Below are 18632 nucleotides of genomic sequence, written 5' to 3' on the forward strand. Positions count from 1 at the left end.
TCAAAAAACGCCCAATCGAAAAAAACACCCTGAAACCGTGCCAAGGTACTGGCAGTTTCAAGGTGATTTATCGTATTTTACTGATTTAGCTGTGGTTAAAAATTTAGTGCATGAATAATCCGGGTTTAACATATTCACCAACTGGATTATCCGGTGCGTCACTAAAAATGCCTGGCATTCCCTTTAAATCACCATCCATAAATGGCGGACGACGGTATTGTTGCCCATCCCAAGGATACAGTGTATTAATGTACTGAATTTGACCATAGCCTTGTAATTGGATGTGACCAGGTACCGAAATTTTATCAAATTGCGCTCGCGCAGAAACTAACTGTGGGTCATAAAACCTTTCTGTCCGTTCACGTGGTGATTCGCCAAAGTGAAAATCCCACTCACCATCCAGTGATAGCGTATCTGACTGATTGCCCGTTTTATATTCTTCTGCACTCCGGTAAACATCATGATCACTATGTGCCGACAGTTTGCCAACACGGAATATGCGTGGATCATCTAGCCATTCAAGTTTTGCTTCCATGTCGCCCTCCTCTTTTGTATGCGCTTACATAATGCTTTTAAAAAATGGCACCTCCAACACTAGTGGAAGTGCCATCGTTTTTATTTACCTGCTGCTGTCAGATGTGCGATAAAGCGCTTCAAGCCTTCACGACCGCTGGCATCATACTTATAAACACCAGCGTGTGTGAGTACTTCAGCAAACACCTGACCAACTGCTTGTTGCACAATCTCATGGACATTATCGGCCGTGACCTCATGTTCGCTAGCCAACATTTCAGCCCATGGTCGGTGTCCTTCAGCGACCTGATTGATGTCCGCCTCTCCAAGCAAGAATGCTTCGACATCACTAAGTTCATCCTTCAAACGCGCTGGCAAGATTGCCAACCCCATCACTTCGATCAAGCCGATATTTTCACGCTTGATGTGTTGGACGTCTGGGTGGGGATGGAAAATCCCTTCTGGGTATTCAGCTGATGTGCCATTGTCGCGCAAAACTAAATACATGACGGACAACCCTGGACGCTTCATTGCAATCGGCGTTACCGTATGCTGTTGTTCACCACTTTCGCTCGTCGCATGAATATCCAAACGGTCGTCTGAATAGCCTTGCCAAGCTTCACGAATGAATTCGCTAGCTGCCACAAGCTTTTCTTTATCAGTTGCAGTTAAACGAATTGTCGTCATTGGCCAACGCACCACGTCCGCATGAATATCCGGAAACGCTGGCATTGGAATTTCGCATTCTGCCGGCGCCTTCATCAGCGGAAAGACATGGCGCCCACCTTGAAAGTGCTCTTGTGAAAGAATTGATCCACCAACGATTGGCAAGTCTGCATTTGAGCCAACAAAGTACATTGGATAGCGTTCAACAATCGTCAGCAGATTTTCAAACGTTACTTTGTTGATAGCCATCGTTTCGCGTTTGAAATCAACGAAAATGGCGTGCTCATCAAAGTATGCATATGGCGAATAGTGCCAACCCCACGTTTGTCCTTGTAGTACTTCTCGAATAAAGCGATGCGTTGCGCGCGGTGCTTGTGTCATCGAACCGGCATACCCTTCATTCGTATAATCCAACGCTGTTGGCGGATAAGACGCTTTAGGCGCCGACGCAGCCGCCTTAATTTCGGCAGTCGTCTTCTCTGGCTTCGACAAATTAATCGTAATCTCTAAATCACCAAAATCAGAGGCAGATTCGTATGCGATATTCTTCTTTATATCGGCCACTTTCACATTCTCGATTGCGCGACTTAAATCATAATAATAAGTTACCGCTGCCTCACGACTTTGCGCATATAACTTTTCAAAATTGCTTTGGAGTTGATCAGGTGTTGGTGTCACAATGTTCAGTAAGCGGGCCCGCATCACGTCTAACTGCCAACGTTCGCTTGGCGTCTTATCAGAAATATCAAGCAACAGTGTCGTTAATTCACTTAGCGACCGATCAGTATTCCCTTTTTGACCATCAACAACCCCATCTAACCCAAGTTCAGCCAGGACCAAGTTGGTGCGGTAGACCGTCTCCATTTCTGAATAGGCTTGCAGTTTGACACCCCATGCCACGAAATCCAAGACCAATTGACTACTGTGTGAATCTAACATAACGACTTCCTCTACTTAATTTCATGCGTACCAGCAACAATTTCAGCAACGAAAAATGATGGTTGGTAGCCAATTTTGGTGGTGTACGCTTCACCAACAGCGGCCGTGATTTCAGGTACACGGGCTTCTTCAACTAGCGCGATGGCTGAGCCACCAAATCCAGCACCAGTCATACGAGCACCCAGCACCCCATTTTGTGCCAACGCTGCGTCGACCAGTGTATCTAGCTCGATTCCAGTCACTTCATAATCATCACGCAATGAATTGTGCGATGCGGTTAACAATTGTCCAAACGTTTCCAAATCGTGGTCCTGCAATGCTGCCTTCGCTTCAACTGTACGTTGGTTCTCAGTCACAGCATGACGAGCACGACGCATGATGACGTCATTGCCAGCCATTAATGACGCTGACGCAGCCAAGAATTGATCTGTTGTCAAATCTCCCAATGTCTGGATATCAACCGTCGCTTGTAACAAAGCCAACGCTGCTTCCGTTTCTGCACGACGCTCATTGTACTTTGAATCAACTAATTCGCGCTTCTTATTCGTCGTCATGACTAGCAAACGATAGTCACCAAACTCAGCTGGCACCATTTCGTATTCAAGGGTGTTGGTATCCAAGAAAATTGCTTGTTCATCTTCACCAAAGGCGACCGCGAATTGATCCATGATACCGGTTTTTAGACCCAAATAATCATTTTCAACGGCTTGCCCCATCTTCACAATGGTCAACTTATCAATCTCGTATCCCATCAAATCAGCTAGCATATTAATGAGCAGCATTTCCAATGAAGCTGATGATGACAAACCTGATGCTGTTGGCATGTCACCAACAATTGCCAAATCAAATCCTTTTGTGACTGGGTAACCAAACTTGGCCATTTCAGTAATCACACCGCGCAAATACTTAATCCATGTGTCGTATTGACGCAATGCGATATCATCCAATGCAATTAATTGAATCCCAGCCTCTGGGAAGTTCGCTGAATACGTGCGAATCTCTCGATCATCACGCGGTGCAATTGCGCCGTATGTTCCAACGCTAATTGCGGCTGGAAAGACGTGGCCACCATTATAGTCAGTGTGTTCACCAATCAAATTCACGCGGCCTGGTGAAAAGTACAACTTCGCTGGTTCATAACCAAAACGCTTCTCAAATGATTGTGCTAACTCATGATTTAATTCATAAACCATTTTAATTCTCCTTCAAACGTGCTTCCAATTCTGCCACAATTTCTGCGTGACGTGCTTCTGTCAACGTCACCTTACGCCAGTAAATCAACACTGACACGATAATCAAGACCATTGGGCCGTAAAACATAAACATCTTAAACATACTGAGGCCATGTGCCGTAATGTCGGATGGCTTTGCGCTACCAGTCATACCGGCGACAACCGCTGCGAACCCAACAACACCATTAGCGAATGCCCCCGCCAACTTATCCAACAATGGTCGGATGGCCAACGTCACTGATTCGTGACGCGTACCAAGCTTCCATTGACCATATTCTAGCGAGTCGGTAATGGTCATCAACACAACCAAGAACATGATTGGATATGGCATAAAGAACATTGTGACAGCCGTCAAAACCAACGCCAAATTGTTACCTGCGACCATAAACAACAAGTAACCAGCTAACATCACAACCGCTCCACTAAAGAAAATTGTGCGACGAGCCAAAAACTTCGTTAACGTTGGGAAGATGGCAACTGAAATCATCCCTTCAATTGCTGTGAAAATCCCAACCAAGTAAAACTCATTGTCAGCACCCATAACGTACTTGAAATAGTACAACAATAGTGAGTTTGTGACAACATACGCAAGTGCGAACATAATGTAAGAAACGGCTTGCCACATCAATTGATCGTTCTTTGCAACAACCTTAAAGACTTCGAGTACACCAACTTTTTCCGTATTTTGACGGACGACATTGTCCTCTTCTTTAGTGCCGGCTGCAGTTAGCAAAGCACCAAGGTAAGCGATGACCGCAATCACAACAGCAAACCAGAACCAACCAGTCTTTGTTTCAGTATGTGCCCCGGCAAAGGCCATTGAGAAGAACATAACCAATGGTACAACCACGATTTGTACACCTTGTTGACCTAGCGTTGACCCAAATCGGGCTACCGTTCCAAACTTCTCACGTGTACTACTATTCAATGACAAAGCTGGCAACATTGACCAGAAAGCAATGTCCTTAAATGAGTAAAACGCATCCAACGTAACAAACACAATCCCAAACAATACCAAGTAAAGAACTGGGTGTGATGTTGCTAAGCCCCCAAAGTCAGTAAAAATAACCACCAACAAGAACGAACTAATAAATCCTGCGATAATTAGCCATGGCTTAAACTTTCCCCATCGTGTCCGTGTGTTATCAACAATTCCCCCAATAATTGGATCAAACACAATTTCAATCAAACGAATGGCAACAATCATTGTTGTCACCCAACCAATCATTTGATTATTAAATGCTTTATCTGACGTATCAAATAATTGACCCGTCACAAAAATCATAAAATACGTACTAAGCGTTGCGTAGAACGCATCGTGTCCGAACGTACCTGCCGCATAAGACAGATACTGCTTCACATTTTTCATGCTTATATCCCCCGATATATGGTTTCATAATTAACCTACTCACTAATAATAAAGCGCTTTCATTGGCTGAAAAGGCACTTTTACAACCAAATATCATGATTAATTGAAACTGTGTGAACGAAGACACAAAAAACCAGCAGAAACTGCTGGTTCATCATCTCATGTTTGCCACTGACGATAGTTCAATGGACTAACGCTGGTTTGCTTTTTAAATACTTTGCCAAAATAGGTCGCATCTTGATATCCGCTTAGGCTAGCGACTGCTTCAACCCGTAAATGACGTTGCGAAATCAGCAACTTTTTGGCATTACTAATTCTGATTTGTGTCAAATACTCATTAGGCGTTTGCTGGACGAGACGCTTGAATACCCGATTCAAATACTGTGTCGACACCGATAAAGCTTGTGCTACCTCAGCAATCGACATATTTTCTGCAAAATGATTCTGCATATACGCAATCGCTGGTCCGACATAGTGTTGATAATCCGGCTGATGTTGATCGATGGTTTGTTTTTGTTGGCGCGTTAAGCCCAATAAAAGCCGATAAGCCGTCGTTGATACGGCCAAATCATCCACCGGTTCAGCCGCCAATTCCTGCATCAATTGCTCATGTAAAGCTGTATATAGTTTTGCTTCTGTTGCTTCAACTAAAACAAACTCACTATTCACCATTTGCTTCAGTAAGTCATCGACTAATTGTCCCTGGAATGTTGCAAAACGCACTTGCCAAGGATGCTTGCCTAACGGTTCATACCGATGTGGCACACCCGGTGCAATCAAGATTCCCATCCCCGGTGATAATTCGTAGCGTTTATCTCGTACCCAAAAGGCTCCCATCCCTGATTGCGTCTGTAACCAATGGAAGTGTGGGAAGCCTTGGTGACGTATAATAACCCCCTGATTCCATTCAACCCCAAGATGTTCGGCCATCACCGGCAAACTCAAATCTGCAATGTTATAAAAAGTACGCATAATAACCCCCATATTTACTATAACAAACCGAATTTGAGTTGACTTAACTATTCTTGCGAATTGTCCCATAACGTAAAAAAGAAGCAGCCACATAATTGTAGCTGCTTCGATATTATCTTAAATTAGAAGTTGTACTTCGTGTCTTCGTCGTTAACCTTAACAACTTGTGACTTAAGTCCTTCTTCTTCAAGTAACTTGCGGAATGGCACAAGTTCTTGTGCGTCATAACGCTCCTTGAAGGCCTTAATTTCTTCTTCAGATGCAAGAGCTGGATCAAGCTTCAATCCTTCAACAGGAATTGGACGCTCCTTCGTAATCTTAGCATCAACCACAACAACACGGCCTTACTTGTAGTAGTCAACGGCTTCTTGCATCACCTTATCGATGTCTGCAATGCTGTTAACCGTCAAACCAACGGCACCTTGTGCTTCAGCAATCTTGGCGTAGTCAACATCACCGAAGTCAACGATTTCATCGTTACGGTAAGTGTTCGTATCCTCATACTTATCCTTGATGAATCCGTATTGCGTGTTCGTCATAACAACGTTAATAACAGGCATGTTGTAACGAACTGCCGTCACGATATCTGAATCAGTCATCGCAAAGGCACCGTCACCGGTGATGTTAAATACTTGACGATCTGGGAAGACGTTCTTAGCACCAATTCCACCGGGGATGGCAATACCCATCGTTGCGAACAATGGTGACGTGCGCCACGTGTTCTTTGGTGTCATGTGCAAGTGACGAATTGACATTTGCGTCGTGTCACCAACATCAATTGAGAAGATTGCATCTTCATCAGCATACTTGTTGATGGCGTTGTAGACTTGGTAAGCCTCCAAAGGACCTTCCGTCTTTGTCTCAATCTTGTGCATGTAGTCACGCCAGTTTTGAGCATCCTTCAACGCAGCGTTCCACCATGCTGACTCAGCAACTGGCTCAACCTTCTCCAACAATGCTTCAACTGCCAAACCTGCATCAGCCAACATCGCAACGTCAGCCTTGTGACGACGTCCTAGACGAGCTGGGTTGCTATCGATTTGGATAAAGTGCTTAACACCAGCCATAAAGTTCTCAACTTGTGAGAATGGGTAGTTGTTACCAATGAACAAAACAGTATCTGCTTCGAAGATGACATCGTTACCTGACTTCCAAGCGACACGTCCAGCAGAACCCATCAAACCTTCAAAGTCGTAATCGAAGGCTTCGTAGCTCTTGGCAGTCGTCAAAACAGGTGCCTTCAACTTACGTGACAATTCTTGGACTAGCTCACCGTGACCGATTGTTCCGAAACCAGCGTAGATTACTGGACGCTTAGCATTCTTCAAAATTTCAACAGCGGCATCAACGTCAGCTGCCTTAGGTGCAACTGGGTCGTATTCCTTGTAAACGTCACCAGAAGAGTAAATTGGGTTAGCGTAGTTCATTTCAGCGTCAATTTCAGCAAATCCGAAATCAGCAGGCACTTCAAGAACAGCAACACCCTTCTTTGAAATGGCGTTGCGGATGGCATCGTCAATCATGTATGGCAATTGCTCAGGAACGGCAACACGCTTGTTGTAAACAGCGATGTTGTTGTACATTGGGTTTTGGTTCAACTCTTGGAATGAATCCATTCCCAATTCACGAGATGGCTTTGAACCCAAAATTGCCAAAACTGGCGTTGCGTCCATGGCAGCATCGTACAAACCGTTAATCAAGTGAGTCGCACCAGGTCCACCAGATCCGACAGCAACGGCCATCTTACCACTGAACTTGTATTGCATAGCAGCTGCCATACTTCCAACTTCTTCGTGCTTAACTTGAATGAACTTGATGTTGTTCTCAGGATTACTCATCGCGTTCATCAATCCACTCAAAGTTCCAGAAGGAATACCGTACATTGTGTCGATACCCCAACCTCCCATAACCTTCAATGCAGCCAAACCGGCTGTAATCTTCTTATCTGACATGAGATAAGCCTCCTGTTTAAAAAAAACAATTATTCTCCGTCACCCTAGCCAAAACGACCAGGCTGATGAAGATGATTACTTAAATAATTACTTACGTTTAGTATGACGCTTTCGAACACTTAAAACAAATAAAAAGGTTTATTTTTCAGTATTTAATTGTAAGCGCCTTCCAACACAAATATATTAACGCTTTTCGGGACTGAGAGGACAAAAAAAGAGCATCTACTCGAAAGTAGATGCTCTCTTTAAGACTTAAGGTAAAATGCAGATTACCAAGAAGCCTTCTTAACACCAGGGATCAAGCCCTTGTGTGCCAATTGACGGAAATTCAAACGTGACATTCCGAACTCGCGCATGTAAGCGTGAGGACGTCCATCAATCTTATCACGGTTGTGCATACGTACAGGTGATGCGTTGCGAGGCAACTTTGACAACCCTACGTAGTCACCAGCAGCCTTCAAGGCAGCACGCTTTGCAGCGTACTTCTCTACGGTTGCTTCAATCTTCTTAGCCTTAGCGATCTTTGACTTCTTAGCCATGATTACTTAACCTCCTTGAACACAGTGACACGACGCAACTTTGGAGAATACTTCTTCAACTCCAAACGGTCTGGCGTGTTACGACGGTTCTTAGAAGTCAAGTAGATACGCTCACCAGTTTCGGCGGCTTCCAACAAAATGTTAATGCGCATTAACATAACTCCTTGAATTTAATTTGTGAGGTGCCCCTCACCACTAATTTGAACGACAGGATTAGCTGCATTGGGCTAATCCCCAAGCTTGCGCCGTTACAATATAGCTAGTAAATTACAAATAATTATATTACACAGTTTATTGAGAAAATTCAAGTGTTTTCCCTAAAAAGTGACAAGTAATTTTACTTGACGCTTCTAAACCCCGATTTATCAACAAAAATTCGTTATAATTCGCGATGAATATTCTGGAAGTTTTGCTCAATTTGATTCAACTCGTTTGCATAACCAATCAGGTTATCGGCGAACTCTTCAGCGCGTTCCGAATCTGTTTTGTAACGCAACTTGTGTTCAAGACTCGCCCACATATCCATCCCAATCGTACGCACTTGAATCTCGACCGGCATATGTTTAACACCTGTCGACATAAAGACAGGGATTTCCACGACCAAATGCAAACTACGATAACCACTTGGCTTAGGATCTTTTACGTAGTCTTTGCGTTTAAGTAGCTTAACATCATCCTGGGCAACCAACAACCGCTCAACGGTGTAAATGTCATCAATATAATTTGTAATGACGCGAATGCCTGCAATATCGAAAATTTCATTTGGAATAACATTTATGTCCAGTGGTAGCCCTTTTCGTTGTAGCTTTCCCATCAAGCTTTGCGGATCCTTCATACGACCTTCAAGATGATGAATTGGGTTGTGGTTGTAATTCAACTGGAACTCAGCATCTAGATTTTCCAATTTTGTTGCAATTTCTTGTTGGGCAGATTCATAAGTCTGGTACATCCGCGCAAGTTGCGCCAGTTCTTCTGCTTCAATGCCAAGGTTAATTTCTGATGTATTAAATATATCGCGTATTTTTTTCACATTCATAAATGAACGTCGCTGGTTAATCATGGCTTCACTCCGTTTCCTGTATTTTCTATACAGTATATTAAATCACCATATCCTTATACCAGCCTGTAGTCTTAACCACCGAAAAATATTTAATCAGATAGCAAAAAAGCACCCCGTAAACACGAGATGCTTGATTAAAATCATTGATTAGTCGGTTGCCTTTGTTTCGTCACGAATTTCTGGCGTATCATCGATAACACCAGTGTCACCACGCAACACGACTCCACCGAACTTCTTAACGTCCAAAACCATGTTTGGCACCATGTAGTCCTTTGAGTAACCCTTAATTGGCAATGGGCCGATGTTTGAATCGATTGTCTCATCAAACCATGGCTTCAAAGGTTGATCACCGCGAATAACGGCGAACACGAATGAAACTTGCATGGCAACTTCACCGTGGTGTGAGTAAGGTGAAACCCCGTCTTCATACATCATAATCAAACGACGACCTGGCTCAGCCTTCAAAATTGGGTTAATCTTTTCCATTGCAGCGTCAGTAATTGTCAAATACATTTTTCCATCCTCCTTCAGAGTTAGTCTGAATTTATTCATTTCATATCTCTTTCAACACTTATAGTGTAGCACTGTGTTAAACGGATGGTAGAAAAAAGGGTCATTCAGCCAAGCGCATGAAATACCAACTGATGTAGCCCATGGCGACTGCCAAGACGTCAATCGCTAATACATCAAAGAATCCGGACAATTGCCAGCCAATTAGTGTCACTGCAAACTCCAAAAAGTTAAATAGCACATACAAAATTGCAAACAGCTTTAACCCATTGGCCAACGTCATCATATCATGCGTTTGTGCAGCGCTTCCCACGCGCCAGATTGTCCAGCCAAGCAGGATGATCAACAGGCCGAACACGATATTGCGGGCTGATACAGCCGGACGTAACACAGCCTCCACAATGCTGTTCAATGGCCAAATAAAGTTTAGTAAGACACCAACCAGCCAAATCAGAATCAATTGTTGCACCGTTTTCACCAAATCTGTGTAGTCCTTATAGCGTGAATAACGCCAAAGCGCTGCTAGACTCACCGCAATCAGCAAACCAGCAATCAGTTGTAGCCCCTTAAACGCCGACGCATACTGTGAATCTGGCGCCGTCAGAATGGCTAATGGATAGGCTACCATACGATACGCTGGCCAAATAATCGTCGCAATAACGCTCTGCAAGATGTACAGCAACATCCCCACCATGCCAACGCCTAAAATGTATTTACTTTGCCACCATTGTCGCATGTCTTCACCTCATCAATTTTCAGTACTTCCATTTTACGCAAAAACGCAGTCAACAACTAGTGGTTGACTGCGTTTTATGTCATTTCATTAACTTTTCGATTTGTGTCTGCACATGATACCAGTCACGGTATCGCACGATATCGTTAAACAAGACCGCGCGCATCAGCAACCTGATGGCAAGTAGCAGTATCGCCAGCACAAGTGCGCCTAACGCAATGCCGCTATACGGCCACATTTCCCCATAAAATAGCCCAGCTGTTAGAAAAAACAGCACCACATTCACTGCAATTAAAGCTTTTTCATGGATGTTATATGTCGTTTTAAGCTCATTTTCAACGTCATCAGGCTGCAAACCAGTCGTCCACCAATTTCGAAATAGGCGTTCACGTCTCTTGAAAATCATGTTCTTCCCTCTGTTCCCCAAAGTATGTTATATCGCTTACTTTAGGTACATTCTAGCCGAAGATTATGATTTTTATGTGAACTCTCCCTATCCCGGTTCAACTTCGATCAACAAGTCGCCACCCGCAACCGCTTCACCAGCTGCAACGTGTACAAACTTAACTGTCCCATCAAATGGCGCTTGCACAGTCGTCTCCATCTTCATAGCTTCCGTCACAATCATGACATCGCCTTGCTTCACTGCTTGACCATTCTCCACGTGAACTGACAACACATTACCAGCCATTGTTGCGCCAATCTCATTTGGATTCGTTGGCTCTGCCTTACGACGGGCAACCGTAGTAACTTGGACAGATTCGTCTAGCACGCCAATCTCAATTGGCGTTCCGTTCACGTCAAAGTACAACGTACGCATACCCTCTGGATCAACTTCACCAATTTCTTGCAGTTGGAAAATGACAACCTTTCCAGGTCCCATTTCGATATCCACACGCTCACCAACACGCATCCCTTGGAAGAACGTTGGTGTATCCAAGAATGTCATTGGGCCAAACTTTTCTTGGTTAGCCACATAGTCCTTAAACACTTGTGGGTACAAGATGTACGAAATAATCTCTTCTGGCGTTGCCTTACGCTTCAAAATCGCTTCGATTTCAGCCGTCATCGCCTCAAAATCAGCTGCTGGCGTCAATGAACCAGGACGTACCGTCAATGGCTTGCGACCCTTCAACACGACCTGTTGTAGGTCTTCTGGGAAGCCACCAACTGGTTGTCCAAGATCACCCGCAAAGAAATCGACCACTGATTGTGGGAAGTCCAACGTTTGACCTTCCGCCAACACCTTTTCTGGCGTCAAATCATTTTGGACCATAAACAACGCCATGTCCCCAACAACCTTTGATGATGGCGTCACCTTGATGATGTCACCAAACATTTGGTTAACGGTTGCGTACATCGCCTTCACGTCATCCCAAAGGTCCCCCAAACGCAATGCTTGCGCTTGTTGTTGCAAGTTAGAATATTGTCCACCCGGCATTTCGACTTCGAAAATATCCGTTTGCGCACCAACCATCTTGCTCATAAACTGACCGTAGTATGGTCGAACTTGTGCCCAATAGCTGTTAATGTGCTCAACGGCTGGCATGTTCAACTCTGGTTGACGGGCATTACCACTCAACGCGTAATAGGTCGCCCCCATTGATGGTTGTGATGTCGTACCTGACAAGGCTGACATTGCCACGTCGATAACATCAACCCCCGCATCAACCGCACGTGCATACGTGTACACACCGTTTCCAGTTGTATCGTGCGTGTGAAGATGAATTGGCACATCAACCGCATCCTTCAGCGCGCTAACCAACTCATAAGCAGCTTCAGGCTTCAGCAAGCCCGCCATGTCCTTAATCGCAATCATGTGCGCACCAGCACTCTGCAACTCCTTGGCGAAGTTTACATAGTAATCACGTGTGTACTTCTTACGTGTTGGGTCCAAAATATCACCCGTGTAAGCCATCGCAACTTCGGCAATCTTGTTGTTGTCGCGCACATATTGGATTGACTTCTCCATTTGTGGCAACCAATTCAAACTATCGAAGATACGGAACACGTCCATGCCGTTCGTCGCTGCTAAGCGAATAAACTCTTCAAGTACGTTATCTGGGTAATTTTGATAACCAACGGCATTTGAACCACGGAACAGCATCTGCATCAATGTACGTGGTATCTTCTCACGTAACGCGCGAAGACGCTCCCATGGATCTTCACCCAAGAAACGGTAGGCCGTATCAAATGTGGCACCACCCCACATCTCGTTTGAGAAGAGGTTCGGCATCGCCAATTGCGTTTCATCCGCAATTGCCAACATATCCTTCGTACGCATACGTGTGGCGAACAATGATTGGTGTGCGTCACGCATCGTCGTGTCCGTCAACAAAACCTTATCTTGGTTCTTCACCCATTGCGCCACCGCATCTGGTCCTTGGGCGTCCAAGATATCCTTGGCCGTTACCAAATCAGAAGGCAACACCAAATCAGTGTTGGCTTGATAATGCAATGGCTCATAGAGCTTTTGGTAATCGTGATCAATGCCCGGGAAGCCGTTAACTGTCGTTTCACTGACATAACGCAACAACTTACGGTCCGGTTCCTTTTCCGGCGCAATTTCAAACAATTCTGGGTGCTTGTCCACAAACGTTGTTGGCGCATCGGCTGCACGGAACGTTGGGTGTGCGTAAACATTCTTCAAGAATGGAATGTTTGTCTTAACCCCACGAATGGCAAACTCGTTCAACGCACGTTGCATCTTATCAACTGCTTCAGTGAAGTCAGTTCCGTGTGCCACAACCTTAACCAACAACGAGTCAAAGAACGGCGTCACAGTAGCCCCGGCATACACATTACCGGCATCTAGACGAATCCCCGTTCCACCTGGTGATCGGTACCAATCAATCTTACCGGTATCAGGCATGAAGTTATTGGCCGGGTCTTCCGTTGTAATACGTGATTGAATCGCCACACCAACCGCCAATAGCTTGTCCTGGGCTGGAATGTTTAATGGTGCTTCATGCAAGCCGTAACCTTGGGCAATCAACAATTGTGACTTTACAATATCCACGCCAGTAATTTCTTCAGTTACCGTGTGCTCAACTTGTACACGTGGGTTAACTTCGATGAAGTAAAAATCGTCCCCGTCAACCAAAAACTCAACAGTTCCAGCACTTTGATAATCGACACTTTGCATCAACTTAACAGCTGCATCTTGAATGCGACGACGCATGGCAACAGATACAGAAACTGCTGGTGCAAACTCAATAATCTTTTGGTGACGTCGTTGAATTGATGAGTCACGCTCAAACAAGTGCATCACTTCGCCTTGTTCATCCGCCAAAATTTGAATTTCAACGTGCTTAGGGTCTTGTAGATACTTTTCAAGATAAATTTCAGCCTTACCAAAACTTTGTTGTGCTTCAGAAGCTGCACGTTCAAAGGCTTCACGTAATTCATCATCGTGTTCAACAACACGCATACCACGACCACCACCACCAGCAGCCGACTTAACAAACAACGGGTAACCGTGTTCAGCACCGAAAGCCAATGCCTCTTCAATTGATTCGACCGGGTGATCAGTTCCCGGCACTGTTGGCACACCCGCCTTAATTGCGGCTTGCTTAGCCGTAATCTTGTCACCAAACATCTTCAAGTGTTCAACACGTGGCCCAACAAACTTAATGCCGGCTGCTTCAACCGCAGCTGCGAACTCGTCATTTTCTGACAAGAACCCATAACCTGGGTGAATGGCATCGGCGCCAGTTTCCTTAGCAATACGAATAATATCGTCAATATCCAAATAAGCGGCAATCGGTGCCTTACCTTCACCAACTAGATAAGATTCATCCGCCTTAAAACGGTGCACAGCAAACTCATCTTCCTTGGCAAAAATAGCTACCGTCTTAATCCCTAATTCTTTACCAGCTCGAATTAAACGAATGGCAATTTCCCCACGGTTAGCAATCAACAATTTCTTCATGAAGTGTCCCCTTATATCGTTTTGGCCGTTCTCTGACGACCGCTTAAAACGTCCCATACGCGCAGATTCATCTAATTTTCATCTACATCAGAACTTTCTAACCATTATACCAAATAAAATACGCCATAACGAGTACGTTATGGCGTAAATACTTATTTAATCTTCGTAGTTTTTATCTCTTCGAATTGTCCTTCGAAGACATCACGGCGTGCACCGTTCATGCTTTGATCAGAAAATGGCATTTGTTGCTCAACGTGGGCCACCGCACGCTTGATGCGGTGCTTGCCGTAGAACCAGAGGCCAATGACTGCGATGATAATCAACGTAAACATCTTAGACTCCCCCTTTTCGGTTTCAATGACATTAGTTTAGCAGGCGAACCTTAACGATTACTTACCTGCTTGCGCCTTCAAACGTTCAACATCACGAGCAATTTCAAGCTCTTCATTCGTTGGCACCAACAAAACCTTAGCTGTTGAGTCGTCAGTTGAAATAACACGTTCAACACCACGGACATTGTTCGCTTCCTTGTCCAACTTAATGCCCAAGAAGTCCAAACGATCGATGATATCTTCACGAACGTTTGCGGCGTTCTCACCAATACCAGCTGTGAAGACGATGGCATCAACGCCACCCATTTCAAACGTGTATTGACCCAAGTAACGGATGACACGGTTCAAGAACATGTCCAATGCCAACTTAGCGTGTTCGTTGGTATCAGCCACTTCTTCCAAGTCACGCATGTCAGATGACAACGTTGAGACCCCAAGCAAGCCTGACTTGTTGTTCAAAATCTTCAACATTTCACCGTTTGACAAGCCTTCACGCTCTTGAATGTAGTAAATCAATGATGGATCCACATCCCCCGCACGTGTTGCCATCATCAAACCAGCCAATGGTGTGAAGCCCATTGAGGTGTCGAATGACTTACCATCCTTGATAGCAGTGATTGAGGCACCAGCCCCCAAGTGAAGTGTGATAATCTTCAACTCTTCAAGTGGCTTACCCAAAATATCCGCCGTACGTTCAGCAACGTAGCGGTGTGACGTTCCGTGGGCGCCATACTTGCGGGCACCGTACTTCGTGTAGTACTCGTATGGTAGTGGGTACAAGTAATTCTCACGTGGCAACGTTTGGTGGAAAGCCGTGTCGAAGACTGCTACTGAAATAGCATCTGGCAACAACTCTTGGAATACTTCAATTCCAGTTGCATTGGCTGGATTGTGCAAAGGTGCATAGTCAGCCAAACGGTGAATCTTGTGCAACACTTCTTCATCCACAATAACCGACTTGTTGAACCATTCACCACCAGCCACAACACGGTGCCCAACACCAGTGATTTCACTCTTGTCAGCCACGTGTTGTGCGCGGAATTGCTCAAGCATCTCTTCAATTGCTTCCTTGTGGTCAGCGATGTCTCGGACGATTTCAGTCTTTTCCCCGTTAAACTTCATCGTGAATACACTTTCAGGCAAACCAATACGCTCGATTTGTCCCTTGGCAATCACTGTTTCAGCCGGCATTTCCAATAGTTGGAACTTCAATGATGAAGATCCGGCGTTAATTGCTAATGTCTTAGCCATAATTCATGCTCCCTAATACGCTGAAATAAATCCAGTTAATAGGATTAGTGTAACATGTAAGCGTTACCATTGCCATGCTTTTAGTAACAAAAAAGGATGGATAAGTTAAATCCTCCATCCTTCTATCAAGTATTGCTAATAAATCCGTATACTGAAACACTCTCTAACGTATTTTCTTAACTTGCTGCTCTGTGACATAGCGCAAAGTGTACTTTTCCCCTCGCAATGTCCCCTCACTGATACCTATATCCGTTGATATTTCAGCATACGATTGACCCTTTGATTTCATGTCCGCAAATCTTATATATCTTTTCTCATACAACTCACGGGCTTTATTCTGGGTGTCATGAGTATATGACAAACGCTTAAAACCAGTCGTTTTACCATGCCCCCCTTTTTTCGATAGTGACACCAAACCCGTCCGTCTGACTCACAAACGGATAGTGAATTTTTCCGACATCAGTCGCCTTTTCAATTTTATCCATCATTTCCCCTCAACACTTCAAGCTCGCACTATCTACGGTCATCCAAAAACAAGTCACACAAAAACATAAGTGTCAATAGTATAAATACAAACCCTACATTAGTTTTTCCGCCACAAAATGCACCAAACCCAATGATAAAATTTGCAGTTGCCAAAATTTCATCGACTATTTTCAACATCCCCACAACCCCTTTTCGCATGGATGATTATCTTTCAACTAAAATTCTACAGCCGCCTCTAAAAACTAACTGAAACGTTCACATGATGAGACAAAAAACTCCAAAGCAGGAAACCCGCTTTGGAGTATAGTAACTAATTATTGATAATTTATTGTTGCGACTGCCAGCCTTCTTTATCTAGCTATCTTGTCTGACAATGAAACAATGGAATTCCTATCTGAGTCAAGATTATAGTACAGCAAAGTTCTGGTTAGAATGGCTTCATACCAATCTTTTTGAGAAGAAAACAAAATCGAATCAATCGTGTAGAAGAACCTTGAAGGTTGGTCACTGTCATCGCCATAAATATATTGCGTTCGTGCCCAGCCACCGTCTACGAGTTGGCGTTCAACCATTAAAACTCGATTTAACTCATCAAAACTGAACTTCTTTAATACAGTGCCTTGACTACCGAGGGTAGCAAACTCTTTTGTCTTGCCATCTTGTCCAAATAATGAATAACTATTGTACGTTTGTTTCCACCAATCCCCATCAAAAGTCGCCAACTTCCGATCTAAGTGCCAAACGTCAAGTCCATTTTCCCCAAAGGCAAGCACAGCATCCGAACTAATATTTAAATCGCCCATCGTCGTTGGTAACAATTTAGGCTGCGCCACCTTAAAAGCGACATAAGCATCTGGAATTTGTTCCGCATCACTGGGTACATCCGAAAGAAGTACAGCCCGACTATCTACTGCACCGTGCTTAAACTCTTGCCACTTTGCCCGTGTCTTAACCGATGCGTCGTCCAATACCACTAACTGCATTATGCTTTCTCCAAACTAGCGATAATTTCACGCCATTTATTTTCAACTTGCTGCCTGTGAAAGTTCTGAGCTGTCTCCACTTCTCTGTTTGCCATCCGCTTCATTCTATCTTTATCGGACATAACATCTATAATTCCCGCTGCCAGCTCTGCGACCGACGCACTTGAGGTAACGATGCCATTCACGTCGTGTTTAATAACATCAGTTGGCCCGTACTTTACCGGATATGAGATTGGCACGACACCTTGATTCATAGCTTCAACCACGGTTCGAGCAAACCCCTCATGTTTTGAAGTCATTAGGGTTAACTCAGATATAGCATATTTTGCATCAACGTAAACCGTTGGATCGTCAATAAAAATATATGTTGTCGCGTTGTTTTCTTTTATCAACTCTCTAAGTCGCCTTGCATACGCATCATCAACGATATCGCCTATCAAATGAAGGTCAAGGATGGGAAACTTTTCTTTAGCGAGTACAGTTGCTTTGATCATATCTTCAAATCTTTTTACAGGATCGATTCTTGAGACAACTGTAATCCTACCGGCAATTTTTTTAGTGTCCTCCATTGGTAAACGTTCGTTCAATACAATTGGTGGCACAACCGAAATTTGAAGTTCGGGCCTTATCTGCTGAATATCATGTTTTTGCTGTTCAGTCGAGACTATTATGTGTGAAATGCCAGTTCCTAATACAGAATAACGATATCCTGGCCTTACAAAATTCCCGAGATAATGGTCTGAATGGATAACCGACACAATTTTCCCGTCAAAGCCTGCAGCCACACCTTCCACATCACGATCAGAAACCAAATCTGAAAAGATGATGTTCGATGCTGTATCTAGCGTTGACATATAATATCGAATTAAATCAAATTCACCAGACAAATATACGTATCCAGCTGGCGTCAACAATGTCACATGCGACATTTCCTGATCATCATCAAATAGTAATGTTAGCATTTCAGTCTTTTCTGGCGAAAAAAAGCTTCTCTTAAATAAACGTGTCCTGTGTGCGTCCCCTGAATAATAATCAGTCCCGGATTATTCATGCACTAAATTTTTAACCACAGCTAAATCAGTAAAATACGATAAATCACCTTGAAACTGCCAGTACCTTGGCACGGTTTCAGGGTGTTTTTTTCGATTGGGCGTTTTTTGAGAA

Annotated in this window: 16 protein-coding genes and 1 pseudogene; all 17 read right to left on the reverse strand. The window is 44.1% G+C overall.

The genetic code is table 11. The features are described 5' to 3' along the window. Positions 1–103: 103 nt before the first annotated feature. The gene (locus C6P11_RS06235; protein ID WP_210114227.1) at positions 104–535 is read right to left on the reverse strand and encodes a hypothetical protein; all 432 of its coding nucleotides are present in this window, start codon (positions 533–535) and stop codon (positions 104–106) included. Positions 536–615: 80 nt separating this feature from the next. Continuing rightward, entirely contained in the window at positions 616–2118 is a 1503-nt protein-coding gene (locus C6P11_RS06240; RefSeq protein ID WP_135519589.1) for a UDP-glucose--hexose-1-phosphate uridylyltransferase, read from the reverse strand. Between the two features lie 11 nt (positions 2119–2129). Next, positions 2130–3311 carry a galactokinase gene (locus C6P11_RS06245; RefSeq protein ID WP_135519591.1) on the reverse strand — a complete coding sequence of 394 codons (1182 nt, stop codon included), beginning with the start codon at positions 3309–3311 and terminating at the stop codon, positions 2130–2132. A 1-nt stretch (position 3312) separates the two neighbouring features. Beyond that, positions 3313–4719: a glycoside-pentoside-hexuronide (GPH):cation symporter gene (locus C6P11_RS06250; RefSeq protein ID WP_135519593.1), complete on the reverse strand. Its 1407-nt coding sequence runs from the start codon at positions 4717–4719 to the stop codon at positions 3313–3315. Positions 4720–4878: 159 nt separating this feature from the next. Further along, positions 4879–5691, reverse strand: coding sequence for an AraC family transcriptional regulator (locus tag C6P11_RS06255; RefSeq protein ID WP_135519595.1), 813 nt, complete (start codon positions 5689–5691; stop codon positions 4879–4881). 122 nt (positions 5692–5813) lie between these two features. Beyond that, positions 5814–7643, reverse strand: a pseudogene (gene spxB / locus C6P11_RS06260) (pyruvate oxidase). A 269-nt stretch (positions 7644–7912) separates the two neighbouring features. Further along, positions 7913–8182 (reverse strand): 30S ribosomal protein S14, encoded by a 270-nt coding sequence (gene rpsN / locus C6P11_RS06265; RefSeq protein WP_003607614.1) that lies wholly within the window; start codon positions 8180–8182, stop codon positions 7913–7915. A 2-nt stretch (positions 8183–8184) separates the two neighbouring features. Then, the gene (gene rpmG, locus C6P11_RS06270; RefSeq protein ID WP_002827335.1) at positions 8185–8334 is read right to left on the reverse strand and encodes a 50S ribosomal protein L33; all 150 of its coding nucleotides are present in this window, start codon (positions 8332–8334) and stop codon (positions 8185–8187) included. A 227-nt stretch (positions 8335–8561) separates the two neighbouring features. Then, on the reverse strand, positions 8562–9242 hold the full coding sequence (locus tag C6P11_RS06275; RefSeq protein ID WP_135519597.1) for a GTP pyrophosphokinase: 681 nt from the start codon (positions 9240–9242) through the stop codon (positions 8562–8564). A gap of 147 nt (positions 9243–9389) precedes the next feature. After that, positions 9390–9755 (reverse strand): iron-sulfur cluster biosynthesis family protein, encoded by a 366-nt coding sequence (locus tag C6P11_RS06280; protein WP_135519599.1) that lies wholly within the window; start codon positions 9753–9755, stop codon positions 9390–9392. A 100-nt stretch (positions 9756–9855) separates the two neighbouring features. After that, the gene (locus tag C6P11_RS06285) at positions 9856–10488 is read right to left on the reverse strand and encodes a hypothetical protein (RefSeq protein ID WP_135519601.1); all 633 of its coding nucleotides are present in this window, start codon (positions 10486–10488) and stop codon (positions 9856–9858) included. A 79-nt stretch (positions 10489–10567) separates the two neighbouring features. Then, on the reverse strand, positions 10568–10891 hold the full coding sequence (locus tag C6P11_RS06290) for a hypothetical protein (protein ID WP_135519603.1): 324 nt from the start codon (positions 10889–10891) through the stop codon (positions 10568–10570). Positions 10892–10978: 87 nt separating this feature from the next. Next, positions 10979–14416: a pyruvate carboxylase gene (locus tag C6P11_RS06295; protein ID WP_135519604.1), complete on the reverse strand. Its 3438-nt coding sequence runs from the start codon at positions 14414–14416 to the stop codon at positions 10979–10981. A gap of 152 nt (positions 14417–14568) precedes the next feature. After that, positions 14569–14748, reverse strand: coding sequence for a hypothetical protein (locus tag C6P11_RS06300; RefSeq protein ID WP_135519606.1), 180 nt, complete (start codon positions 14746–14748; stop codon positions 14569–14571). A 57-nt stretch (positions 14749–14805) separates the two neighbouring features. Further along, positions 14806–15999: an acetate/propionate family kinase gene (locus C6P11_RS06305; RefSeq protein WP_135519608.1), complete on the reverse strand. Its 1194-nt coding sequence runs from the start codon at positions 15997–15999 to the stop codon at positions 14806–14808. Positions 16000–16835: 836 nt separating this feature from the next. Beyond that, on the reverse strand, positions 16836–17468 hold the full coding sequence (locus tag C6P11_RS06310; RefSeq protein ID WP_135519610.1) for a hypothetical protein: 633 nt from the start codon (positions 17466–17468) through the stop codon (positions 16836–16838). Continuing rightward, a complete protein-coding gene (locus tag C6P11_RS06315; protein WP_135519612.1) occupies positions 17468–18430 on the reverse strand; it encodes a glycosyltransferase in 963 nt (320 codons plus the stop codon). The genes C6P11_RS06310 and C6P11_RS06315 overlap by 1 nt, the downstream gene beginning before the upstream one ends. Positions 18431–18632 lie beyond the last annotated feature (202 nt).

The sequence above is a fragment of the Weissella confusa genome (assembly GCF_004766315.1).
Taxonomy (GTDB): domain Bacteria; phylum Bacillota; class Bacilli; order Lactobacillales; family Lactobacillaceae; genus Weissella; species Weissella confusa_A.